Source organism: Ignavibacteriota bacterium (genome assembly GCA_016707525.1).
GTDB lineage: Bacteria > Bacteroidota > Ignavibacteria > UBA10030 > UBA6906 > JAGDMK01.
This window is the reverse complement of sequence record JADJHP010000001.1, coordinates 498,903-521,896: the sequence shown is the minus strand read 5'-3', so window position 1 is coordinate 521,896 and position 22,994 is coordinate 498,903. Positions and strand designations below refer to the sequence as shown.

Sequence of the window (22,994 nt, the reverse complement as noted above, 5' to 3'; positions counted from 1 at the left end):
GAATGGCCAGCATATCACGTCCGCCGTGCAAGCAGTGCTGCTATACGTTGCGGGAGGACACCTTTCAGAAATCCTGCATCGTCCGCGGTCACGGTGCGGGTCCAGTACAGGAGCATTGCATACAGCGCCAGGAACACCGATCCTGCCGCCGCAAGCGCGGCCGCAAGGGCGATCCGTCCCGGGGGACCGCTGAGGGCCGCGGCCCCGCTGAAGACAAGCCAGCCGCTGAGGCCTGCCGCCAGCCCACATGCGACGGGACGTGCGATGATCCCCGCGAGAAGCCGCAACGGATGCTGAACGATCGTACGCCCATACATCCAGAAGAACAGGAGCGCCCCGAAGAGCGTCGCGGTGGCGGTCCCCGTCACGGCCCCATAGAATCCGAACAGCAGCACGAGCGTCGTGGACAGCGCGACGTTCACGATGGTCTGCGCCAGCATCGCACGCATCTGGAACTGGGGTTCACCCCGTCCGATGGAGATCATGGAGAGCGCGCTCACCACGGCACTCACAAAGAAGGCCGTGCTCAAGATGCGGAGGGTCATCGCTGCCATGGCGTGTCCGCTGCCAAGCCAAACCTCGACGAGCGGCCCAGCGAAGATGATGCAGAACCCGAAGAGCGGCGCCGAGACAATGGCCAGGTATCGCGTCGACCGGACCAGGGCGGCACGGATGCGCTCCTCGTTCGCTTCGGCATCGAGAGCGGAGACAGCAGCCACGAGTGAGGTGATCGCCGTTGCCGGAAGCTGGCGCAGTCGTCCTGCCGGCTTCGAGCCGAAATCATAGGTCGCCACCACGGACAGGCCGGACAACCGTGCAAGGAGCAGCTTGTCGAAATTCGCCATCACCATGTCCGAGATCCGGCTCACCTGCATCTGGGCGCCGAAGCGGACGAGTGAGCGCATCAAGGCATGGTCGTAGCCCTTCCACCGCAGCGAAAGGTACGGCATATACCGTCGCGTGAGCAGAACCATGACCGGGATGGTCAACATCGTCACGGCAAGGTCCGCGCCGAGAAGACCACGCAGACCCCAGCCGGCCTCCAGCGCGATGATGATGGCGCCGAACTTCACCGCGAGGGCGATCGTTGCCGCACCGTTCACCACATCCATGCGCTGCACGGCGGCCAGTGCATTCGTCAGGACGCTCCCGGTCGAGGTCATCGCGAATATGAGCAGGATCAGCACCAGGGCATCACGCGCAACGACCGTCTGATCGGCGGGAATGCGCAACAACGCGAACCCGAGAGGATACAGGAGCAGCGTGAGAACGATCAACACCAGGCTCACCGCAGCATAGAACAGCAACCCGAGATGGACGACACGCGACGCCTGATCGTACTTCTCCGTCGTCACGAACCGGGCGATGAACGTCACAAAGGATGTACTCACCCCGAAGTCGGCAAGCCCGATGTATGCCGTCAGCGCCGCAATGGTCATCCACAGACCGTACTGCTCCTGCCCGAGATATCCGACCGCCACCGGCACGATGAGGAACATGTACGCTGCGGAGGCAAAGAAGCCGAACAGGCTGTACATACCGCTGCGGACGACCGCCCGGGATGATGAGAGGCTTCCGGCGGGGGCGCCCATCACACGTGCGCTACGGCGTAGAGGCGGAAATAGAATGCCGGCGGGATGAGGTGCAGCCGCGCGGCCACCTTTCCGGCAAAACGCACCGGGGCAAGCGGGAACAGGCCAAGCGGGTTGATGCCGTTCCCCTTCCACACCTTGACATTGGTGAACTCCGCGCGCAGCAACGTTTCCAGTGACTCCTGCGTGAAGAAGTTCTTGTGGTCCATGTCGGCAAAATGCTCGAACAGCAGCCCTTGCGCGCGCAGGGCATCGATGTCTCCGCTGTGTGGCGTGGTCAGCAGCACCGTCCCACGGCAGAGGCGGCGGGCCTCCCGCAGGACCGCGGCGGGATCCGGCAAATGCTCCAGCACTTCGAACAACAGAACGGTATCGAAGGATCGGTCAGGAAGCGGCACCCCATTCTCAATGAGGAACGCCTCGACTCCACGGCTTTTCGCGATGCGGACATACTCCGGCTGTATGTCTGCACCGGCGATATCATAGCCCAGACCCTTGAGATGCAGGCAGTAGTTGCCTGTCGCGCAGCCGAGGTCCAGGATACGACCGGATGCATACTTCCGCACAAAACGGATGAGGGGCGGAGCAACGATGTGCTGTGGATACTCCAGATACAACCTGGTGGTATCCCGGAAGACGCTTGCGCGGATGTCCTCGCCGATCATGTCCGTTCCGTTCCCTCTCGTGGCACGGCCAACAATGAGAATGCACGCAATGAACGCGTCACCATGAACAACCTGACGCTCAGCAACGGAGCGAGGACCCACTGCGCGACCGGCCCGCGGTTCCGGCGGAAATACAGTAAGATGTTCCGGTACATTTCCATCCGGATGCCCGCTGGTGCGGAGCGTGTGGTGACGCTTCCGTAGTGCAGGACCTCCGTCTCCCCTGTGAAAAAGATCCTCCCTCCCATATCATGGAGGCGTTTGCACAGGTCGACGTCATTGTAGAGGATCCGGTACGATTCATCGAATCCCCGCAGTCCGTTCAGAACCTCCCGCCGGACCATCAGACACGTTGCTGCCGGCTGGTCCACTTCCCGGGATGCAAAAAAGTCGAACCCGTGCATCGTATACCGACGCGCGAGGAAATGCAGCGAGAGATATGTGGCAACGGCATCCCGCAGGCGGGGGAAGCGCCGGCAGGACATCTGGGGAGAGCCATCCGGATTCACGAGCCGGCAGGCAACCGCTGCTGCTTCGGGGCGCGCATCGAGGAATCCTGCCATGACGCGCAGAGTCTCCGGGCGCACTTCGGTGTCGCTCCCGAGGAGCAGGACATGGCGTCCTCTCGCTGCCGCGATGCCCTGATTGTTCGCGTGCGCATATCCGGTGTTCGCGGCATTGCACAGGAGGATCGTCGCCGGGAAACGCGCTTTGATGGCATCCACCGTGCCGTCCTGCGAACCGTTGTCGATGACGATCACTTCCCACGGATCCGGCAAATCCGTACGGCCGAGGGCTGCGAGCGCACCGCACACAAGGTCGCGGGTATTCCACGTGGCGATCACCACGGACACCGCAGGGTGCAGAGATGCGGCCGGGGGATCGGTCATGACGCGCTGGAGATCTTCACGGTCACCACGCGGATCCTGCGCTGGCTCTTCCGCACGATGGTGAAGACCATCTGCTTGTAGGGTATCACTTCGTTCACATCGGGGATCCGGCCTGCGAGCTTGAGGAGGAACCCACCGATGGTTTCAAACCCCGCATCTTCCGGGATCTCCGCCCCGAAACGCTCGTTGAACTCGAATATCGAAAGGCGCCCATTCAACAGGAAGGTCCCTTCCGCCGTCTGCTCAACGTCCTTCAATTCCTCGTCGTACTCATCGTGGATCTCCCCGACGATCTCCTCGATGATGTCCTCCATCGTGATGATCCCTTCGGTCCCGCCGAACTCATCCTTCACGACCGCCATGTGCAATTTGTGACGTTGCAGTTCCTGCATGAGCTGGGAGATCTTCATGCCTTCGGGGACGAAGAAGGGCGGACGGAGGATGTCCTGGAGGATGATCACGTTGCGGTATTCCAGCAGGCCCAGAAGGTCCTTGGTATACACGATCCCGACGATGTGATCGATGCTATCCTTGAAGACCGGGAGGCGCGAGTATCCTTCCTCGAGGACGATGCGCACGAGTTCCTCACGTGGCGTCGTGATGTTCACTGCGACGACATCGGGCCGGGGGACCATCACCTCGCGCACGGTGGTCTCGGTGAACTCAAAGATGCTGGTGATGAGCCGGTGTTCCGTCTTGTCGATCACCCCCGACTTCGTCCCCTCTTCCAGCATCAGCTTGAACTCCTCCTCGGACATGCGGGATTCCGTGAAGGTGGTCGTGTCCTTGAAGGGGCGCAACACGAAATTGCTGGCGAAGGTCATGGTACGGGCGGGGACACGAAAGACCGTGGCAAAGAAGCGGATCGGGCCGGCAAGGGCGAGCGCCACCGGCTCGGCCGAACGCAGGGCAAGGGATTTCGGGACGAGTTCACCGAAGATCACGACGAGCGAACCGACGCTCACGACGATCGCCACCAGGGCGATCCAGTTGCTCATCTCGACGATCCACGGGCTCGAGCTTGCGCCCAGGGCGGGAACGATGACCTGGAATCCGATCACGCCGCCGAGAACGGACGCGAGGATCATGGCGAAGATGTTGCCGACGTGGACGGTGGCGAGGAAATGTTCGGGGTTGGTCTGGAAGCCCAGGATGATCGCCGCGGCGGCGTTGCCTTCGTCGGCGAGTTCCTGCATCCGGCTCTTGCGCGTGGCAAGCACCGACACTTCCGCTGCGGAGAAGAAGGCAACGAGAAGGACGAGCAGGATGACGCCGATGAACTCGATCCAGAAGGTTTCCATGGGACTTTCTGTCCGGGCGTCCGCTTACCGTGCCTGGCGCAGGAATTCGAGACGCGTCTTCAGTCTGTCCGTCGACATCAGCAGCTTGTCCTTACCATAGACCGCGTCCTCCGTCTTCAGGAACGCCAGCTCGTACTCATCGCTCATCACGATCGCCTCTTCGGGGCAGGCTTCTTCACAGAAGCCGCAGAAGATGCAGCGGAGCATGTTGATCTCGAAACGGACGGGATACCGTTCCTTCGGCAATTCGGTCTCCGAGGCCTGGACCTCGATCGCCAGCGCGGGGCAAACGCGCGCGCAGAGGCCGCAGGCAACGCAGCGCTCCACGCCGGCCTCTTCCACCAGCACCGGGCGCCCGCGGAACGATGCCGGCGGATTCCAGCGCTCCTCGGGGTACTGCCGCGTGAATTTCGGGCGGAACATGTGCTTCAGCGTGAGCACCATCCCCTTCACGATCTCCGGGATGTACGTCTTCTGGAACAAGGTCAGGTCCTTGCTGCGGACCTGCGGTGCTGCCTGTGTCTGCGACTCGTGCATTGCCGGTTCTTCTCCTGTTACTCAGACGGGCTCAGTGCCCGAACCACCACAACCATGCGCCGGTGACCACGACATTGAGCAGGGCCAGTGGCAACATCACCTTCCACCCCAGATTCATCAGCTGGTCATAGCGGAACCGCGGGATCGTCCAGCGGATCCACATGTAGAACACCAGCATCGCGCCTACTTTCGCAACGAAGGCGAGGATCTGCAGGATGCTCAGCCAGAACGCCGGCAGGCCCCAGGTTTCGGCATACGGGATCTGCCATCCGCCGAGGAACAATGTCACGATCACCGCGCTGGAGGTGATCATGTTCGCATACTCGGCCATGAAGAACGATCCGAACTTCATGCCGCTGTATTCCGTGTGATAACCGCCGACCAGTTCCGGTTCGGCCTCAGGAAGGTCGAACGGGAGGCGGTTCGTTTCCGCGAACGACGCAACGACGAACGTGATGAAGCCGATCGGGGTCAGGAAGGCGTTCCATGCCAGGCCGGACTGCAGTTCAACGATCCTGTCCAGTTCGAGGGTGCCGGCGATCATGATCACCCCCACCACCGAGAGGCCCATGGAGAGTTCATAACTGATCATCTGCGCGGACGACCGTAGTCCGCCCAGGAGCGAGTACTTGTTGTTCGAAGCCCAGCCGCTCAGCGTGAGGCCGTACACGCCGACCGAGGTCATCGCCAGGACATACAGGATGCCGATATTGACGTCCGCGATGATCAGCCGGATCTCATGCCCGAAGAGCGTGATCGTGTTGCCGAAGGGCACCACAGCGAATGTGCTCAGGGCAACGGTGATCGCTATGACCGGGGCAAGCGTGTGGACGAACTTGTTCGCCTGGGCCGGAACGATGTCCTCTTTGATGAACAGCTTCAGCACATCGGCCGGGGCTGCAGGAGTCCCCACGGACCAACGCGATTGGGCCCGATGCGGTCCTGTATGAACGCGCTGATGCGCCGTTCCATGTACACCAGGTTCGCAACGGTCGTGAGGATGACCAGGAGCACGATGACGATCTTCACGAGAGCTATGATGAAGAATTCCATGACCGGGGACCTTCTTTCCTATGCCGTGATCAGGACCGGACCGTGTGTTCGCGTGCGGGGACGAGCATCTGCCCGCGGCTGCCCAACGAACGGTAGGTCATGCCTTTGAATGCCTCCACCACCGATGCCAGCTCTGCGAACACATCCTCTGCCTGGAGGTACTTGTACTTCATGCCCATCACGGATGCGATGCCCGCGATGACCTTCCATCCCGGCCTGGCGTCGCGCTTCGCGCCGCGCCCCCACCGGTCGAATGCCGTGCCGAACTTGTCCCACCGGCTCATCGCAAGCCCGTCCGATGCACGGTCCTGGTCCAGGGTCGTCACCGACGGACGGATCCTCTGCACGACCCCCTGGAAATTCGTATACGTCCCGTTCCTCTCGGCGAATGTCGCCGCCGGGAACACCACATCGGCAAGCCGTGTGGTCTCCGATTCATTCGACGCGTGCACGGCGAGGAAATCCAGTTTCGGCAGCGCCGCGGCGATGGCAGGATCGGCAGCGATGTCATCTTCCATGACGAACGCGGCACGGATCTCTCCGGCTTCGATCCTCCTGAGCACATCCACCAGTGCGCCCGACGACGTGGCGCCCATCAATGCCACACCACGGGCATTCGGCGTCTTGTCCGCACGGAGGAGCAACGCATCGTCGTCGCCCGGTACGACATGGGGCAGGACGATGACCTGTTTGGTTCCCAGGACCTCACGCGCGAATTTCTGAAGGAGGAAATGATCCTCGTTGGTCGCGCGGGCAGAGCCGAACACCGCGATCTCCGCCTTGCGGTAGACCCGGAACTCGGAAGCCGTCCGTGCGATCGCCTCGTCCCACCCGACCTCGACGCACTCTGCTTCCTTGCGGATCAGCGGCGCCTTGATACGGTCGTCGGCATTGACATGCCTGAACGTCTCGAGCCTGCCCTGGTCACACATCCAGTGGTCGTTCACATCGGGATTATACCGTGGGGTCTGCCGCAGGATCTCGTTGTTCCTGACCCATGAGTACATCGAGCAGCCGCGGGCACACCCCGGACAGACCGTCTCCGTGGACGACATCTCCCACACACGCGCCTTGAACCGGAAATCCCGGTTCGTCAGGGCGCCCACGGGACAGATATCGATCGTGTTCATCGAGTAGGGATTGTCCAGCTGCTCACCCGGGAAGGTCGTCAACTCCACGCGGTCCCCGCGCTGGGAGAACGTGAGTTGCGGCTTCGCGGCGATCTCGGAGCAGAAGCGCACGCAGCGGGAGCACATGATGCACCGTTCGGTATCCAGCATCACCCGAGGCCCGAGTTCCACGCGCTTCGGCTTGTGAACCTTGTCCTCCGTGAAGCGGCTCGCGCCTGTACTATGGGCGTACGCGTAATCCTGCAGCTTGCACTCGCCCGCCTCGTCGCAGATCGGGCAATCCAGAGGGTGATTGATCAGCAGGAATTCCATCACCGCTTCACGCGCCTTCGCCACACGCGGGTTCACGGTGTTCACCACCATGCCATCCACAACACGCGTGGCGCAGGCAATGACGAGTTTCGGGAGTTTCTCGACCTCAACGAGGCACATACGGCAATTGCCGGAGACCGACAGCTTCGGGTGCCAGCAGAAATGCGGGATCTCGATACCGTTCTCGCGCGCCGCTTCGATGATCGTGCGCCCGTCCTCAACCTCGAACTGCTTGCCGTCTAGAGTGATCTTTGCCATGGTCACGCTTCTTCCAGAACGTGGACATATTTCTCGTGAAATGTCTTCAGCCGGTGCACGAGGCTCTCGATCTCGTCCTGCGGGGGGAGGAACGTCGTACGGAAATGGAAGGTCCCGGCCTTCTGTCCGAATCCGGACCCCGGCACCACGCAGATCCCCGTCTCCTCCAGGAGGGCCAGGCAATAGGCGGAATCGCGCCGGGCCTCATGCTGCTCCCGCTCCTCGGGCGAGAGCCTGGCGACATCGACGGTCCGGTCGGGCGGCAGCTCGAACCGGACGAACGCATACATCGAACCCTGAGGAATATCCACGGTCATCCCCGCGATCCGGTTGATGCCCTCCCCCAGGATCCCCGCTTTCCGCTTGAGCGCCGCCAGGATGCCATCGCGCTCCCTGACGTACGTGGGATGACTTTCGTCGCCGTCCTGCGGTGGAGCTACCATGAAGTAGGTCGCGAACTGTCCGCTCACATTCGCACACAAACTGATCGATTGCAGCTTGATGAACTGCCCGAGCACATCATCGGGGATGTTCCGCAACTCCAGATATCCTCCGCGGTGACCACATTCGCCGAGGAACCCCTTGGACACCGAGTGCAGGGTGAAGAGCGAGATGTCCGTCACCCCCATCTCCCCCATCACGCGGGTGAAGGAGACGAACCGCGCCCCCGTGTCGTACACGTTCTCCTGATACACCTCATCGGCGATGACCGAAAGTCCATGCGTTCGTGCGAAGCGGACGATCATCTCGATGTTCTCGCGCGAGAGCACGGCCCCCGTGGGGTTGCCGGGATTGATCACGACGATCGCCACGGGCCGGACCCCTTCGCCCTTCGCCTTCGTGATGCTCGCCTCGAGGATCTGCTCATTCAGCTGCCAGCGGTTCTCTTCGTCGAGATAGTATCCGATCTGCCGCCCGCCATAGAGAGCGAGGCTCGCGCTGTACAGGGGGTACTGCGGGATCGGCACCATCACGCCGTCCTGCGGGGTCTTCAATAACGCCGTCAGGACCGCCTGCACGCCTTTGCTCGCACCGTCCGTCAGGATGATGTGGTCCTTGTCCGCCTTCACACCGTCCCGCTTCTGGATGAAGTCGGCAACGGCCTGCCGCACGAACGGAATGCCGGGGCTCTGCGTGTACGCGCCCGTTCCGAACGGATGCTTCTCGAGCAGCATGCGCACCCGGGCGACGATGTCGCGGGGATACGATGCGGTCAGGGAGGCATCGTTCAGCAGCGCGGGATTCTCAAGAAGGCTGAGCGCCTGGCGCAGGTACGTGAGCGGCTGCTGTTTCAGCGCCTGGGGGTTGCCGATATTGCAGTAGATGATCTTGTGCCCCTGCGCCTCCATCTCCTGGGCGCGTTGCACGATCGGTCCGCGCACAGCGTACTGGGCGTGAAGCAATCGGGGGTTCAGGTCGTTCAACGTTATCATGGATCAGGGTCAGGTAGGTCGTATGATCACGGATGAAAAGCGCTTCTCATCAAAAACATCATTCGCAACACGCAGGATGTCCTCCGGGGTCACCGCATCGACCCACGACAGGATGGTGTCAAGGGAAACATACCGTTCGACGTAGAGCTCCGCACTTCCCAGGCGTATCATGCGGCCCGACATGTTCTCGAGCCCCAGCATGAGGGTGCCTTTGATCTGCGACTTCGTGCGGTTGAGTTCCGCCAGCGGGACAGCCCTGCGTTTGAGGCGGTCGAGTTCTTTGAACACCAGGCCGATCGCATTCTGGATGTTCTTCCGGTCCGTGCCCAGGTAGGCTCCGAACACCCCCGTATCACTCAGAAGGTTCACGAACGAGTACACCGTATATGCCATCCCATGCTTTTCACGGATGGTCTGATACAGGCGTGAGCTCATGCCCTCCCCGAGCAAGGCATTCGTCAGCATCAGCGTATACCGGTCAGGATGGCCGATGCTGTAGGAGAGCGTCCCGAGACAGATGTGCGCCTGATTGATCGGCCGGCGATATTCGACGGTATCGCCATCGGTAGAGCGCACGGGCCCCGCAATGCGTGAGTGTTCTCCGGAGGCCTTGCGTACCCGGTTGAAATACTTCCGGCTCAGGCGCACGAGGGCCTCATGGTCCACATTCCCTGCAGCAGAGATCACGATGCGGTCGGACTGATAGTGGTGTGCGATATGGGCGCGGAGATCATCCTGCCGGAACCGGCGGACATTCTCTTCCGTCCCGATGATCGGATACCCCAGGGAATGGTCCGGAAAGATGGACCGTTCGAAATAGTCGTGGATGATATCCTCGGGATCGTCTTCGGCGTTCTTCAGTTCCTCGATGACGACCTGTTTCTCGCGCTCCATCTCCTTCTTGTCGAAGGTCGCGTGCAGGACGATATCGGCAAGGACGTCCATCGCTTCGCTGATGTTCGTATCGAGCACACGGGCGTAGAAGCACGTCTGCTCCTTTGTCGTGAAGGCGTTGAGATAGCCGCCGAGGGATTCCAGGCTTTGTGCGATCTCCCGGACGTTGCGGTTCTTTGTCCCCTTGAACACCATGTGCTCAAGGAAGTGACTGATACCGTTCTGGGTAGGTCCTTCATCACGCGATCCCACATTTGCCCATATCCCGAGGGAGACCGAGCGTACATGCGGGATCGATTCGCTTACAACCCGGACACCGTTCTCCAGAGTTGTCTTGCGATACTGTGAATTTTCGACCTGCCGGTGAGTCTTGACGGACGTGCGCGTGGCGTATGGCATGTGAAAATATATCCATTTTGGCCACTATAGTCAAGGTAAGCGATTTCGGGCCGATTCGGGCACTTCGGCCTCCCCCGTCGAGCGCCCGATCTTCTTCTAAGGGAGGATCGTATCTCTCATGAATGCCGCGTCATTCCGTTGACGGTAGTCCGTGGTCACGTGCAACCCCCGGCTCTCCTTCCGCATCATCGCGCAGCGGATGACCAGCATGGCGCATTGGGCGAGATTACGTAGCTCGATCAGGCCTTCCGTTACCCGTGTGCGCTTGTAGAAATCCTCGACCTCGTCACGGATCAATTCCATGCGGCGGAGCGCCCGCTCAAGACGCAGATCGGAGCGGACGATGCCGACGTAGTCCCACATGATCTGCTGGATCTCGCGGCGGTTGTGGGCGATCAGAATCCATTCTTCGCTGTTCAGCGTGCCGCTGTCGTCCCACGGCCCGACATCCGGGAGAGAGGTCCCCTTCTGACGGAGCTGCTCGGCCGTCAGGCGGCAGGCGCGATCGGAGAACACCAGGGCCTCGAGCAAGGAATTGCTTGCCAGCCGGTTCGCGCCGTGAACACCGGTCATGCTCACCTCACCCGCGGCGAACAATCCGCCGATGCTGGTGCGCCCGTCGATGTCCGTGACTACGCCCCCACACGAGTAGTGCGCGGCCGGGACAACCGGAACGGGCTCGCGGGTGATGTCCAGCTTGAATTTCTCGAGGCAGGTGTTGTAGATGTGCGGGAACTTCTCGCGCACCTGATCCGCGGGCAAATGCCGGAGGTCCAGGAGCACGTGGTCATCACCCCGTTTCTTGAGCTCCGTATCGATCGCGTACGCGACGATGTCCCGGGGGGCGAGTTCTTTGCGCGGATCGTAGTTGTGCATGAACTCATCGCCGTTCGCCGCGCGCAGCACGGCACCGAACCCGCGCACCGCTTCGGAGATGAGGAATGAGGGGGAACCCGAGTTGAACAGCGTGGTCGGATGGAACTGGATGAACTCCATGTTCCCGATGGTTGCGCCGGCGCGGCAGGCCATGGCCACGCCATCGCCCGTCGCGATCGGCGGGTTCGTCGTGTGCAGATACACCTGCCCCAGTCCTCCGGTGGCCAGCATCACCACATGCGCGAGGAAGGTGTCCACCCGGCGCTCCTCCGTATCGAGCACATACGCGCCCCAGCAATGGATAGGGCCATCGGGACGCCTGCCGTGGACATGGTGCTCGGTGATGAGTTCCAGGCCCACATGGTTCTCAAAGATCGTGATGCGGGGGTCGGTGGTCACCGCATGAAGCAACGCCCGTTCGATCTCACGTCCCGTGAAGTCATGCGCGTGGACGATCCTGTTCGTTGAATGTCCCCCCTCACGCCCGAGATCAAGCTGCGCCCCGGCATACGTGAATTGGGCGCCGATGGAGATCAGGTCGCGCAGGCGGTCAGGCCCCTCACGGACCATGGTCTCAACGGCATCGCGATGCGAGAGCCCGACACCCGTCGCCAGGGTGTCCTGAACGTGCATCTCGAAAGAATCGATCTGGGACATCACGGCAGCGACGCCGCCCTGGGCGTAGTTCGTGTTCGACTCTGCCTGTTCCTTCTTGGTCACGATGGCAACGGAGCCGTAGCGTGCAGCTTTCACAGCGTAGGAGAGGCCGGCGATGCCGGTGCCGATGACGAGGACATCATAGCGGTGTGTCATGCTACCCCGGGGAGATGGATACACAAAGGGGCGTCCCGCACGCGGGACGCCCCTGTCGTACCGCCATCAGGCGGATCAGAAATAGACAGCGAGGGTCAAAGCACCTGCATTGGCGGAGCCAAGGCCCAACGAGGTCTGGCTGGGAGCATCTGCGCTCGTCGAGGTCGTAGCGGTCTTCGACTCGGCCTTACCAGTGGTCGTGCTGAAGCCGAAGCGGTATTCGCCGGCAAGACTGATATTGTCCCATGCGAACCATTCCACACCAACGAAGGCGGCGACGCCGAACGTGGTATTCGATTCGTTGTAGCTGTGGTCCTTCGTGAAGCCGGTGCCGAAGCTGTTCGCATTCCCCTTGCGCTCCTGGCTGCCGGTCGTGAATGCCACCTGTGCACCGACGTACCCGACGACCGCATTGCTGGTCGCAACGTTGTACTGGATGCCCGGGGCGATCGTGAAGCTCGTACCGGTGAATTTGCTCTCGTCAAGCTGATTGGCCGGGGTCGGCGTCACCGGGTTCTTCGTGGTGGTGCTGGACGAATTGAAGCCGAGTCCCAGCCGTGCCGAGAATCCGTTGGCGATGTAGTACTTCACGCCGAGGCCACCCTGGTAATTGCCTGCGCCAAGATTCGCGAGACCGCTCAGGTCGAACAGCAACGCGGTGCTGCCAGCCTTCTGGATCGGCTTGGCATTGTCACCAGCCTGTGCAAGTCCGAACGCAAACGCGAGAACGAGGACGAGAGCTAATGTTTTCTTCATAGAATCCTCCACAGATATTGAATGAGAAAGGTTCAACGCAACTGAACCAACAGAACAACAACGCTTAACGTAACGAAAAACCGCAGGAGAATCAACCGGCCATGCTCGTGAAGAGCACATCGAAGAACGCCACCCGGCTCTCGAGGGATTCCAGCGGGCCGTCATTCATGATCACAAAATCCGCGTTTTCGCGCTTCTCCCCGGCCGGCATCTGCGCTTTCATGCGGCTCACGACCTGTTCGCGCGTCAGCCCCCCCCGTGCAAGCACCCGCTCGATCCTCACCGCATCGCTTGCGTGGACCACGAGCACGGCGTCCAGGTCCTTCTCCATACCGCTCTCATAAAGCAGGGCCGCCTCCACGAGCACGTACGGACGGCGGCGGGCGGCGGGCAGCGCTTCGATCTCCTGTCCGATCCGCCGGAGAACGGCAGGATGAACGGCGGCATTCAACCTCGTCCGCTTCTTCTCGTCGTCGAAGATCACGCGTGCGACATGCGGGACGTTCAATGTCCCGCCGGGGTGATACGCATCCGGGCCGCAGATGGTGGTGACCCGTTTCCGGACCGCCGCGTCGGTCTCCATCAACGTGCGGGCGATGGTATCCGCTGCGAGCACCACGCGCCCTTTGCGCGCGAACGCCGCGCACACCTCACTCTTCCCCGCCCCGATGCCACCGGTCACGCCGATGCGGAGGAAGCCGCTGTCATTTGGCATACGCGACCGAACGGTACTCGCGGATCACCGTCACCTTGATCTGTCCGGGATACTCCATCTCTTCCTGGATCTTCCGGCTGATATCATGTGCGAGCTGGTCGGCATGGACATCATCCACCCTGTCCTGCTCCACGACCACGCGGACTTCCCGTCCGGCCTGGATCGCATAGGTTTTCGACACGCCACGGAACGACTGGGCGAGTTCTTCGAGTTTCTCGAGGCGCTTCACGTATCCCTCCACGGATTCGCGCCGGGCGCCCGGGCGGGCGCCGCTGATCGCATCAGCGGCCTGAACGAGCGCGGCGATGGGCGATTCCATAGGGATGTCTTCATGGTGTGATCCGATCGCGTTCGCCACCACAGGATGCTCGCCGTACTTCTTCGCGATCTCGTATCCGAGCAGGGCGTGCGGGCCTTCGATGCTCTTGTCCACGCATTTCCCGACATCATGGAGCAGGCCTGCCCGCTTGGCAAGCACCGCATCGAGCCGGAGCTCCGCCGCGAGTGCGCCGGTGAGGAACGCGACCTCGATGCTGTGCTGGAGCATGTTCTGGCCGTAGCTCGACCGGTATTTCATCTTGCCGATCAGACGCAGGATCTCCTTGTGCGCACCATGCAGGCCGACCTCCAGCATCGTGTTCTCGCCCACCTTCAGGACCTCCTCCTCCAGTTCGGCGCGGACCTTTTCGACGACCTCTTCGATGCGGGCAGGATGGATGCGGCCGTCGGCGATCAGCCGCTCGAGCGCAACGCGCGCCACCTCACGGCGGAAGGGATCGAATGCAGAGAGGATCACTGCTTCCGGCGTGTCGTCCACGATCACATCGACACCCGTCGCGGCTTCGAAGGCACGTATATTGCGGCCTTCGCGGCCGATGATACGGCCCTTCATTTCATCGCTCTGGATATTCAGCACGCTGACCGTGGTCTCCACGGAGTGGTCTGCGGCGGTGCGCTGGATGGCCTGGACGATGAGCTTTTGCGCTTCGCGCTTGGCTTCATCGCGGGCCGTGTCGCGGATCTCTTTGAGCTGGAGAGCAGCTTCGGCCCTGGCCTCATTCGTGAGATTCTCGATGAGCTGGCGTTTCGCTTCGTCCCGGCTCAGGCCCGAGAGCCGCTCGAGGCGGTCGTTCTCTTCCTGCAGGAGCCTGTCGAGGTCCGTCTGCCGTGTCTCGAGCGCCTTCATCCGTTCATCGATGGAGCGCTTCAGCACAACCTGCTCGCGCTCCTTCTTGCCGAGGAGTTCGACCTTGCGGTCGATGTTCTCCTCGCGCACTTCCAGCGCCTTTTCCTGGGCCTGGAGCTTGTTCCGCTTGTTCTGGACGTCGGTGTCGAAGTCCTTCTTCTTCTGGTACCACTCGTCCTTCACCTCAAGCAGTTTCTCCCGTTTGAGGGTATCGGCTTCCTTCTCCGCGTCGGTGATGATGCGGGTGGACTGTTCCCGCGCTGCCAGCACCTTCACTTTCGATGCGCGTGCGATCATGAACCATCCCGCGGCGAGGCCGAAGAGGCCCGACGCAACCAAGTACCAGCGGGACGGTCAAACTGAGTTCCATACATCCTCCAGCGCCTATGGTCAGTGTGCATTCCGGGGCGACGCGGCAGGGAGCGGAACGGGCATAAAAAATCCGCAGCCGGCAACCGTCCAGGGAAGGCACGAATAGAAGAACCCTTCCGACACAGTGGGTGCTCGCCCGGACGTCTTTTACTTCCACGCACTCGCTCGATCCGCCGGAGCGGATGTCATCGCAAGAATCCCGCCTGAGCGGGATGAGGCATGTAATCGACGCCCGTGAGTCGGGCTCCCAAGACTACAAGTGTTGGTTCTTTATTAGTGTAGTGAAACGGTTGACGCTGCGGATATCATTTCCGTGCGTCGTACATACAACGGGAACATTCCAAAGAACAGTCAGGGCTCGCGCAGGATCGCGTCCAGATGATTCGACATCAGATCGATCTCATGTTCGACCGACGTCGTCAGCGACCGTGCACGGTCCCGCTCCTTGAAGAGATCTTCCGTGATATTCAGTGCCGAGAGGACCGCAACCGTCAGTGTAGGCTGCTCCGGGATCTTGCCATGGATGGTATTGATCATCTCATCCACGTACACCGCCACCCGCCGCGTGAACTCTTCGCTCTCGCCGCGGAGCGGATACTCGGAACCGAAGATCCTTACTTTTATGCTCTTCTTATCCGTTGTCATGTGTGCTCACCGTCCACCACATCACAGATATGCGTCGAGTTTTAGCAGCAACTCCTTGACCTTGCGCGCCATCGCTTCCCTGTCCCCGTTCGACAGGGACACGGCATCGACGGCGGCGGCCGGAACAGCCCGCTCGCTCTGGGCTTTCCGGAGCATCTGGTCCTTGCGGGCCAGATCCTCCTGGAGATTCTGCATATCACCACGCAACTGCTCGACCTGCGACAACAATGCCCGGCGTTCCTCCCGCAACTGCTGGATGATGTCGCCTGCCCGCCGAACACGCTCCCACAATCCCTTGAGGGCGTGCTCCACAGCCCGCACGTCGGCGGGTTGTTGCGATGGAGTTGAGACCGGTGCGTTGTCCACGCTGGTGCCGTTGTCGTTGTCGATTCTGTGTTACCCCTTCACACCCCGCAACGTGGCGCCGCAGACTTCCTGCACACGGCCGATCACACGCTGCATCACAGCTTCGATCTCCACTTCCGTCAGCGTATGTTCACGCGACAGAAGCTCGAGGGTGAAGGCGAGACTCTTCATCCCTGCAGCGAGATGCGCACCCTGGTACACATCAAACACGTCGACGGACTGCAAAAGTTCACCCGCAGACTCCCGGATGACCGCGGCAACGTCCCCCGCGGGCAGGTTCTGACGCAGTTCGAAGGCAACATCCCTGCGCACTTTCGGGAACCGCGGCAGCGGCTGGTACTTCTGGTCCCGCCTCTGCCCGAATGGCGCAAGAGCGATCTCTGCTACAGCGACGTCCTGTTCAATACCAAAGAACTTCAGCACTTCACTTCGAACAGTTCCAAGGAAACCGGCATAACTCCCATGAATTTCAATGGCTAGAGCGTCACCGGTTAAACCATTTGCGGTAGAATAAGAAATAAAGCGCCATTTGTCAAGTGCCAGGGACCGCAACAGGGCCCCCGCCTCCCCCTTGATGTCGAACAGGTCCACCTGGCGGGGGGCGGCAGACCAATGCCGGACGGTGGCCGATCCTGTCAGAACGACAGCGATGCGCTCTTCCTCGTGATATCCTGGCACCAGCTCCCGCTCCCCGTCCTCAGCCAGAGAAAACACATGCCCGATCTCGAACAACCGGAGGTCCGGCTCGCCATTCCTGATGTTGCGGGCAACCACGTCGAGCATCCCGGGGAGCAGGCTCCCGCGGAGCATCTGCATGTCCTGATTCTGCGGGTTCAGGATCCGTACGGCCGGCTTGCCTCCCATGCCGGCACGCTGCTCGTCCTGCATGGAATTCGTGATCACTTCCGTGAGGCCGGCCGCCACCGCACGCTCACGCACGCGATCCGCAGGCGTGAGCTTCGGCAGGTCCTGCACGAACTCGACGCTGCTCCGCGTCTTGTCCTCGATATTGTTGTAGCCGTGCACGCGGGCGACCTCTTCGATCAGATCGATCTCGCGGTCCAGGTCCACACGGAACGTGGGGACCGAGAACGTCAACTTCGTTGCACTCTTCTTCACGACACCCAATCCGAGCGAACGCAGGTGCTTCACCATCGCCGCCGGCGCGAGGTCCGTTCCCAGGACAGCATTCACGCGGGCCGGGCGAAGATCTACCGTGTGTGGCTTGATCGGTTTCGGATACACATCGATGGCACCTCGGAGCAGGACGCCACCGGCGAGTTCCAGGACAAGTGCTGCCGCGCGGTCAAGAGCAAAGCGCACGGCATTCGGATCTGCGCCCCGCTCGAAGCGCTGCGACGCATCCGTGCTCATCCCCAGCGCCTTCGCGGTCTTGCGAATGCTCGAGGGGTTCCAGTACGCCGCCTCCAGGACCACGTCCACGGTCTCGGGGCGGATCTCGGAGTTGGCGCCACCCATGACACCGGCAACCGACACGGGCTTGACGGCGTCGCACACCATCATCGATGACGCCGGGAGCTCGTGTTCCTTGCCGTCGAGCGTTGTGAACTTCTGTCCCGCACCCGCCTGACGCACCACGATCTTCCCACCTTCGAGCAATGCATGGTCGAAGGCATGCATCGGGTGGCCGCACTCGTACATCACGAAGTTGGTGATGTCCACCACGTTGTTGATCGGACGGAGCCCGGCCAACGTCAACCACTGCTGCAGCCACACCGGCGACGGGCCGATCGTCACGCCCCGGATCATGCGCGCGGCGAAGCGCGGACAGTTCACGCGGTCCTCGACGATGACCGAGAGATACTTCCGGATCGGCTCCTTCCCTTCTTTCAGCCGTACGGCCGGGAGCTTCACCGGCTTGCCGGTGAGCACGGCGAGTTCGCGCGCAAACCCGAGATGGCTCAGCCAATCCGGACGGTTCGGCGTGATCTCGATATCATACACGACGTCGTTCATCCCGAGATGATCCGCCAGCGGGCGGCCGATCTTCGCATCCTTGTCCAGCACCATGATCCCGTCGGCGTCCTTCCCGAGATCGAGTTCATGGGCCGAGCAGATCATGCCGGACGATTCCACACCGCGCAGCGTCACCTTCGAAAGAACGAACGGATTCCCCGCGGGGTCGTGCTGGTTCTTCGGAACGGTTGCCCCGATGAGCCCGACGGGCACCTTCTGCCCCGCCGCGACATTCGGAGCACCGCACACGATCTGCAGCACATCCTTTCCGACATTCACGCGACACACCGTCAGTCTGTCGGCCTTCGGATGTTTCTGCGTCTCGAGCACCTCACCGACCACGAAGCCATCGTAGCGAGCTCCGGGCCGATTGACCGACTCGAATTCGAGGCCGGTCATGGTGAGGCGTTCGGCGATCTCTTCCGGCGACCAGCGGACGTCGGTGTACTGCTTCAGCCAACTTTGGACGATATGCATAGGTCAGAACTGGTTGAGGAAACGGACGTCATTCTCATAGAACAGCCGGATGTCGTCGATGCCCAGGCGGAGCATCGCGATACGCTCGATGCCCATCCCGAACGCATACCCGGTATATTTCTCGGGGTCATAGCCCACCGAGGTGAACACATTCGGGTCCACCATACCGCACCCGAGGATCTCCAGCCATCCCGCCTGCTTGCACAGGCGGCACCCTTTACCACCGCACACGAAACACGAGATGTAGATATCCGCGCTCGGTTCCGTGAACGGGAAGAAGGTCGGCCGGAAACGGTATTTCGTCTGCGGCCCGTAGAACTGCTTGATGAACGAGATCAGCGTCCCCTTCAGGTCGCTGAACGTTACGCCCTCGTCGACGTGCAGCCCTTCGAGCTGATGAAAGAGGCAGTAGCTGCGCGCACTGATGGCTTCGTTGCGATACACTTTGCCGGGCATGATGGCGCGGACGGGCGGCTTGCGGTCCTTCATCACGCGGATCTGCACCGGGGATGTGTGGGTGCGCAGCAGCGCGTTCTTGCTCAGGAAGAACGTATCCTGCATATCCCGCGCCGGATGGTCCGGCGGAAAGTTCAAGGCTTCAAAATTATGATAGTCATCCTCGACCTCGGGGCCGTCGGCGATGCCGAAGCCCATGGAGACGAAGATGGATTTCATCTCATCGAGGACCTGCGTGAGCGGATGGCGCGAACCGGCATGGACGCTGCGGCCCGGGAGCGAGAGGTCGATCCGGGAGGCACGCGGACGGTCCTGCGCTGCACCGGCGAGCTTCAGGTCGAAGGCCTGCTGGACGGTGGTACGGAGGGCATTCAGGTGCTTGCCGAGGACCGGGCGCTGGTCGGGCGGTGCCATGCGGAGAGCGTCAAAGAGTTCTGCGATCTTTCCCTTGCGGGCGAGGTACACGACGCGGAAGGATTCGAGAGCTGCCGCATCGCTGGCGGCGGCCAGGTCCTGTTCCGCCTGCTGGCGCAGGGATTCAATCTGTTCGAGCATGGGGGGCGGACTCCGGTAAAAGCGCAACTTCCCACACGCAGGCGTTCAGGCCCGGCGTGTGGGAAGCTGCATGAGAGATCAGGCGAGGGCGAACTTCACCACTTCGGCGAATGCCGGGGGGTTGTTCGCCGCGAGATCGGCAAGGATCTTGCGGTTGATATCGATCTCTTTTTTGTTCATCGCGGAGATGAGCCGCGAATAGGTCGTACCGTGCAGGCGGGCCCCCGCATTGATGCGGGCGATCCACAGCTGACGGAAGGTCCGTTTCTTCGCCTTGCGATCACGATAGGCGTATTGTCCGCCTTTGTCGATGTGATGCTTGGCAACGGTCAGGACCTTGCTTCTCGCTCCCCAGTAGCCTTTTGCACGCGCGAGAATGCGCTTGCGGCGGCGATGGGAGGCAACTTTATTCTGCGAGCGGGGCATAAGTTGCTCTTCGTCCTTCTGTTGTGTGAGTGATTGAAACGGCGGACGGTCAGCCCGCCGTGGGCCTCAGGCCCGTTAGATATTCAACATCCCGCGCACCGACTTCAGGTCGGGCGTTGCCACGTAGTGCGTGCCGCGCAGCTTGCGCTTGCGCTTCGTCGACTTCGACGTGAGGATGTGGCTGCGATAGGCAGTGGCGCGCTTCACCTTACCGCTGGAGGTCACGCTGAACCTCTTCTTCGCGCCGCTGCGCGTCTTCATCTTGGGCATCGTACTTCCCTTTCGCGAATGGATCTCGTTGCGCCGCCGGCTCAGCCGGCAACAGGCTTAACTTCCACTTTCGGTGCGGCCTTCGCCTCTTCCGCCGCTTTCGCGTCGGCCTCCGCTTTGGCTTCCGCCTTCTTCTTGCTCCGGTCGGGCACGAGGATGATGATCATGCTCCGGCCTTCCATGTGTGCCGGCTGGTCGACCTTCGAGATGTCCGTCAGCTGTTCGACCAGGCGGGCCAGGAGCACCTCGCCTTTTTCCTTGTACGTGATCTCACGGCCCTTGAATACCACGGTCGCCTTGACCTTGTGCCCTTCGCCGAGGAAGTTCTTGGCATGGCGGACCTTGAAATCGAAATCGTGCACATCGGTATTCGGATGGAACCGTAGCTCTTTCAGGAGAGAGACATGCTGATGCTTCTTCTGCAGCTTGTCTTTCTTCGCCAGCTCGTACTTGAACTTCCCGAAATTGATGATCTTGCAGACCGGCGGTACCGCGTTGGGCACGATCTCCACGAGATCGGCTTCCCGCTCGCGGGCCATGCCGATGGCCTGCGCCGGTGTCATGACGCCTAACTGGCCGCCGTGCTGATCGATGACCCGGACCTCAGGGACCCGGATCTCTTCGTTGATGCGAGCGCGCTTCTCCTTGCTAATGGATCGCCCTCCTACGGTGTGATTGCTTTGGCGTCGACGTTCTCCCGGAGCATCCGGATGACGTCAGCTGTTGCCTGTGACCCCTGATCGCCGGCCTTGTGCCGGCGTACTGCGACCGTACCATTCTGCCGTTCCTTGTCGCCCACGACCAGCATGTACGGGACCTTCTTTGTTTCCCACTCCCTGATCTTGTACCCGATCTTCTCGTTCCGCTCATCGATCTCCACCCGCAGTCCCGCCTCCGCGAACGCCCGCAGTACTTCGCGCGCATACTCGTGCTGCGCATCGGTGATCGGCAGGATCACCGCATGCACCGGCGCAAGCCACAGCGGGAACTCGCCCGCATAATGCTCGATGAGGATCCCGATGAACCGTTCCAGCGACCCGAACGGCGCACGATGGATGATCACCGGACGATGCTTCTGCCCATCGGCACCCGTGTACTCAAGGTCGAACCGCTCCGGCATCACATAGTCCACCTGGACCGTACCGAGCTGCCACGTGCGGCCCAGCGCATCCTGGACCATGAAATCGATCTTCGGACCGTAGAATGCGGCCTCGCCAATCCCGATGAAGTAGTTGAGCTTCATCGCGTCGGCCGCTTCTTTGATGTCCTTCTCGGCCTGCACCCACTGCTCGTCGGCGCCGCCATATTTCGCCGTGTTCCCCGGATCGCGGAACGACAGGCGTGTCTTGAAATCCTTGAACCCGAGCGTGCTGAACACGAGCTGGATCAGCTCGATCACATTGCAGAGCTCATCCTTCAGCTGGTCCTGACGCGCATAGATGTGCGAATCGTCCTGGGTGAACGAACGCACACGCGTGAGGCCATTCAATTCACCCGACTGCTCGTACCGGTAGACCGTGCCGAACTCCGCCAGCCGTACCGGAAGATCGCGATAACTCCGCGGCTTCGCCAGGTACACCTGGTGGTGGTGCGGACAGTTCATGGGCTTGAGCATGAACTCCTCGTCCTCCACCTTCATCGGCGCGAACTGGCTGTCCTTGTAATACGGATAGTGCCCGCTCTTCTTGTACAGCTTCAGATTCGCAATGTGCGGCGTCACCACCGGCAGATAGCCCCGCTTGCGCTGCTCCGTGCGGAGGAACGCCTCGAGCGACTCCCGGATGATCGTGCCCTTCGGCAACCAGATCGGCAGCCCCCCGCCCACTTCGGGCGTGAGGAGGAACAGCTCCAGCTCGGCACCGAGCTTCCGGTGGTCGCGGCGCTTCGCTTCTTCCAGCCGGTGAAGGTACTCATCGAGTTCCTTCTGGTTCGGGAACGTGACCCCGTAGATGCGCTGCAGCATCTTGTTCTTCTCGTTGCCGCGCCAGTACGCGCCGGCAACACTCAGCAGCTTGATCGCCTTGATGCGTCCGGTACCCGGGATATGCGGCCCGGCACAGAGGTCCGTGAACTCCCCCGAGTGGTAGAACGTGATCGTTTGACCCTTCAACCCCTCAAGGAGGTCCAGCTTGTACTGATCGCCCTTGGTGGTGAAGTAGGCGACCGCGTCGTCCCATCCGCGCTCTTCGCGCGTGTACGGAACATCACGCTTCGAAAGCTCGAGCATACGGGCTTCGATGCGCCCGAGATCCTCCTGCGTGAGCGAATGCTCGCCGAGGTCCAGGTCGTAGTAGAACCCGATGTCGATCGCCGGACCGATGCCGAACTTCGCACCGGGGAACAACGACTCGATGGCCTCCGCCATGAGATGCGCGGAGCTATGCCAGTAGGCACGGCGCCCCGCCTCATCCTTCCAGGTCAGGATGCGGATCGATGCCTGGTCCGGCAGTGGACGTGCAAGATCCCATGTATCGCCGTTCACCGCAATAGCGAGCGCCTCACGGGCGAGGCCTTTGCTGATGCTCTCGGCGACCTGTATGCCGGTCGTCCCGCGATCGTAGGATCGCTGCGAGCCGTCCGGAAGTGATATGGTGATCGGGTCCATGCCTGAAAGAAAACGTGTTATAAAAAAAATGTCCC

20 protein-coding genes and 1 pseudogene are annotated in these 22,994 nt (G+C 61.4%); all 21 read right to left on the bottom strand.

Annotated features, from left to right (window positions below; all coding sequences use genetic code 11):
* Positions 1–14: 14 nt before the first annotated feature.
* Complete coding sequence (locus IPI01_02190; GenBank protein MBK7256634.1) at positions 15–1,595, bottom strand: polysaccharide biosynthesis C-terminal domain-containing protein; 1,581 nt, start codon at positions 1,593–1,595, stop codon at positions 15–17.
* Positions 1,592–2,257 (bottom strand): class I SAM-dependent methyltransferase, encoded by a 666-nt coding sequence (locus IPI01_02185; GenBank protein MBK7256633.1) that lies wholly within the window; start codon positions 2,255–2,257, stop codon positions 1,592–1,594. Before IPI01_02185 ends, IPI01_02190 begins: the two co-directional genes overlap by 4 nt.
* A complete protein-coding gene (locus IPI01_02180) occupies positions 2,254–3,147 on the bottom strand; it encodes a glycosyltransferase family 2 protein (protein ID MBK7256632.1) in 894 nt (297 codons plus the stop codon). Before IPI01_02180 ends, IPI01_02185 begins: the two co-directional genes overlap by 4 nt.
* Positions 3,144–4,448 (bottom strand): HlyC/CorC family transporter, encoded by a 1,305-nt coding sequence (locus tag IPI01_02175; protein MBK7256631.1) that lies wholly within the window; start codon positions 4,446–4,448, stop codon positions 3,144–3,146. The genes IPI01_02180 and IPI01_02175 overlap by 4 nt, the downstream gene beginning before the upstream one ends.
* Positions 4,449–4,472: 24 nt before the next feature.
* The gene (nuoI, locus tag IPI01_02170) at positions 4,473–4,985 is read right to left on the bottom strand and encodes an NADH-quinone oxidoreductase subunit NuoI (GenBank protein MBK7256630.1); all 513 of its coding nucleotides are present in this window, start codon (positions 4,983–4,985) and stop codon (positions 4,473–4,475) included.
* A 31-nt stretch (positions 4,986–5,016) separates the two neighbouring features.
* Positions 5,017–6,038, bottom strand: a pseudogene (nuoH, locus tag IPI01_02165) (NADH-quinone oxidoreductase subunit NuoH).
* A 29-nt stretch (positions 6,039–6,067) separates the two neighbouring features.
* Entirely contained in the window at positions 6,068–7,738 is a 1,671-nt protein-coding gene (locus IPI01_02160) for a (2Fe-2S)-binding protein (GenBank protein ID MBK7256629.1), read from the bottom strand.
* Between the two features lie 2 nt (positions 7,739–7,740).
* Entirely contained in the window at positions 7,741–9,171 is a 1,431-nt protein-coding gene (locus tag IPI01_02155; GenBank protein MBK7256628.1) for an aminotransferase class I/II-fold pyridoxal phosphate-dependent enzyme, read from the bottom strand.
* Positions 9,172–9,180: 9 nt separating this feature from the next.
* A complete protein-coding gene (locus tag IPI01_02150) occupies positions 9,181–10,464 on the bottom strand; it encodes an insulinase family protein (GenBank protein MBK7256627.1) in 1,284 nt (427 codons plus the stop codon).
* A gap of 96 nt (positions 10,465–10,560) precedes the next feature.
* The gene (gene nadB / locus IPI01_02145; protein ID MBK7256626.1) at positions 10,561–12,153 is read right to left on the bottom strand and encodes an L-aspartate oxidase; all 1,593 of its coding nucleotides are present in this window, start codon (positions 12,151–12,153) and stop codon (positions 10,561–10,563) included.
* 75 nt (positions 12,154–12,228) lie between these two features.
* Positions 12,229–12,909 carry a PorT family protein gene (locus IPI01_02140; GenBank protein MBK7256625.1) on the bottom strand — a complete coding sequence of 227 codons (681 nt, stop codon included), beginning with the start codon at positions 12,907–12,909 and terminating at the stop codon, positions 12,229–12,231.
* 91 nt (positions 12,910–13,000) lie between these two features.
* Entirely contained in the window at positions 13,001–13,624 is a 624-nt protein-coding gene (locus IPI01_02135; GenBank protein MBK7256624.1) for a dephospho-CoA kinase, read from the bottom strand.
* Entirely contained in the window at positions 13,614–15,107 is a 1,494-nt protein-coding gene (gene rny, locus IPI01_02130; protein MBK7256623.1) for a ribonuclease Y, read from the bottom strand. Before rny ends, IPI01_02135 begins: the two co-directional genes overlap by 11 nt.
* A gap of 426 nt (positions 15,108–15,533) precedes the next feature.
* The gene (locus tag IPI01_02125; protein ID MBK7256622.1) at positions 15,534–15,827 is read right to left on the bottom strand and encodes a cell division protein ZapA; all 294 of its coding nucleotides are present in this window, start codon (positions 15,825–15,827) and stop codon (positions 15,534–15,536) included.
* Between the two features lie 21 nt (positions 15,828–15,848).
* Positions 15,849–16,193 (bottom strand): hypothetical protein, encoded by a 345-nt coding sequence (locus IPI01_02120; protein ID MBK7256621.1) that lies wholly within the window; start codon positions 16,191–16,193, stop codon positions 15,849–15,851.
* Positions 16,194–16,223: 30 nt separating this feature from the next.
* Entirely contained in the window at positions 16,224–18,647 is a 2,424-nt protein-coding gene (locus IPI01_02115) for a phenylalanine--tRNA ligase subunit beta (GenBank protein MBK7256620.1), read from the bottom strand.
* A gap of 3 nt (positions 18,648–18,650) precedes the next feature.
* The gene (pheS, locus tag IPI01_02110; GenBank protein ID MBK7256619.1) at positions 18,651–19,658 is read right to left on the bottom strand and encodes a phenylalanine--tRNA ligase subunit alpha; all 1,008 of its coding nucleotides are present in this window, start codon (positions 19,656–19,658) and stop codon (positions 18,651–18,653) included.
* Positions 19,659–19,736: 78 nt separating this feature from the next.
* Complete coding sequence (rplT, locus tag IPI01_02105) at positions 19,737–20,084, bottom strand: 50S ribosomal protein L20 (protein ID MBK7256618.1); 348 nt, start codon at positions 20,082–20,084, stop codon at positions 19,737–19,739.
* Positions 20,085–20,159: 75 nt separating this feature from the next.
* A complete protein-coding gene (gene rpmI / locus IPI01_02100) occupies positions 20,160–20,354 on the bottom strand; it encodes a 50S ribosomal protein L35 (protein MBK7256617.1) in 195 nt (64 codons plus the stop codon).
* Positions 20,355–20,395: 41 nt separating this feature from the next.
* Positions 20,396–20,983 (bottom strand): translation initiation factor IF-3, encoded by a 588-nt coding sequence (locus IPI01_02095; protein MBK7256616.1) that lies wholly within the window; start codon positions 20,981–20,983, stop codon positions 20,396–20,398.
* A gap of 35 nt (positions 20,984–21,018) precedes the next feature.
* Positions 21,019–22,959: a threonine--tRNA ligase gene (gene thrS, locus IPI01_02090; GenBank protein ID MBK7256615.1), complete on the bottom strand. Its 1,941-nt coding sequence runs from the start codon at positions 22,957–22,959 to the stop codon at positions 21,019–21,021.
* Between the last annotated feature and the right edge of the window lie 35 nt (positions 22,960–22,994).

What these genes read in the sequence shown, in the direction of transcription:
- IPI01_02185 (MBK7256633.1), bottom strand. Translation starts at nt 2,257, where the DNA reads ATGATCGGCGAGGACATCCGCGCAAGCGTCTTCCGGGATACCACCAGG.
- IPI01_02180 (MBK7256632.1), bottom strand. Translation starts at nt 3,147, where the DNA reads ATGACCGATCCCCCGGCCGCATCTCTGCACCCTGCGGTGTCCGTGGTG.
- IPI01_02175 (MBK7256631.1), bottom strand. Translation starts at nt 4,448, where the DNA reads ATGGAAACCTTCTGGATCGAGTTCATCGGCGTCATCCTGCTCGTCCTT.
- nuoI (MBK7256630.1), bottom strand. Translation starts at nt 4,985, where the DNA reads ATGCACGAGTCGCAGACACAGGCAGCACCGCAGGTCCGCAGCAAGGAC.
- IPI01_02160 (MBK7256629.1), bottom strand. Translation starts at nt 7,738, where the DNA reads ATGGCAAAGATCACTCTAGACGGCAAGCAGTTCGAGGTTGAGGACGGG.
- IPI01_02155 (MBK7256628.1), bottom strand. Translation starts at nt 9,171, where the DNA reads ATGATAACGTTGAACGACCTGAACCCCCGATTGCTTCACGCCCAGTAC.
- IPI01_02150 (MBK7256627.1), bottom strand. Translation starts at nt 10,464, where the DNA reads ATGCCATACGCCACGCGCACGTCCGTCAAGACTCACCGGCAGGTCGAA.
- nadB (MBK7256626.1), bottom strand. Translation starts at nt 12,153, where the DNA reads ATGACACACCGCTATGATGTCCTCGTCATCGGCACCGGCATCGCCGGC.
- IPI01_02140 (MBK7256625.1), bottom strand. Translation starts at nt 12,909, where the DNA reads ATGAAGAAAACATTAGCTCTCGTCCTCGTTCTCGCGTTTGCGTTCGGA.
- IPI01_02135 (MBK7256624.1), bottom strand. Translation starts at nt 13,624, where the DNA reads ATGCCAAATGACAGCGGCTTCCTCCGCATCGGCGTGACCGGTGGCATC.
- rny (MBK7256623.1), bottom strand. Translation starts at nt 15,107, where the DNA reads ATGATCGCACGCGCATCGAAAGTGAAGGTGCTGGCAGCGCGGGAACAG.
- IPI01_02125 (MBK7256622.1), bottom strand. Translation starts at nt 15,827, where the DNA reads ATGACAACGGATAAGAAGAGCATAAAAGTAAGGATCTTCGGTTCCGAG.
- IPI01_02115 (MBK7256620.1), bottom strand. Translation starts at nt 18,647, where the DNA reads ATGCATATCGTCCAAAGTTGGCTGAAGCAGTACACCGACGTCCGCTGG.
- pheS (MBK7256619.1), bottom strand. Translation starts at nt 19,658, where the DNA reads ATGCTCGAACAGATTGAATCCCTGCGCCAGCAGGCGGAACAGGACCTG.
- rplT (MBK7256618.1), bottom strand. Translation starts at nt 20,084, where the DNA reads ATGCCCCGCTCGCAGAATAAAGTTGCCTCCCATCGCCGCCGCAAGCGC.
- rpmI (MBK7256617.1), bottom strand. Translation starts at nt 20,354, where the DNA reads ATGCCCAAGATGAAGACGCGCAGCGGCGCGAAGAAGAGGTTCAGCGTG.
- thrS (MBK7256615.1), bottom strand. Translation starts at nt 22,959, where the DNA reads ATGGACCCGATCACCATATCACTTCCGGACGGCTCGCAGCGATCCTAC.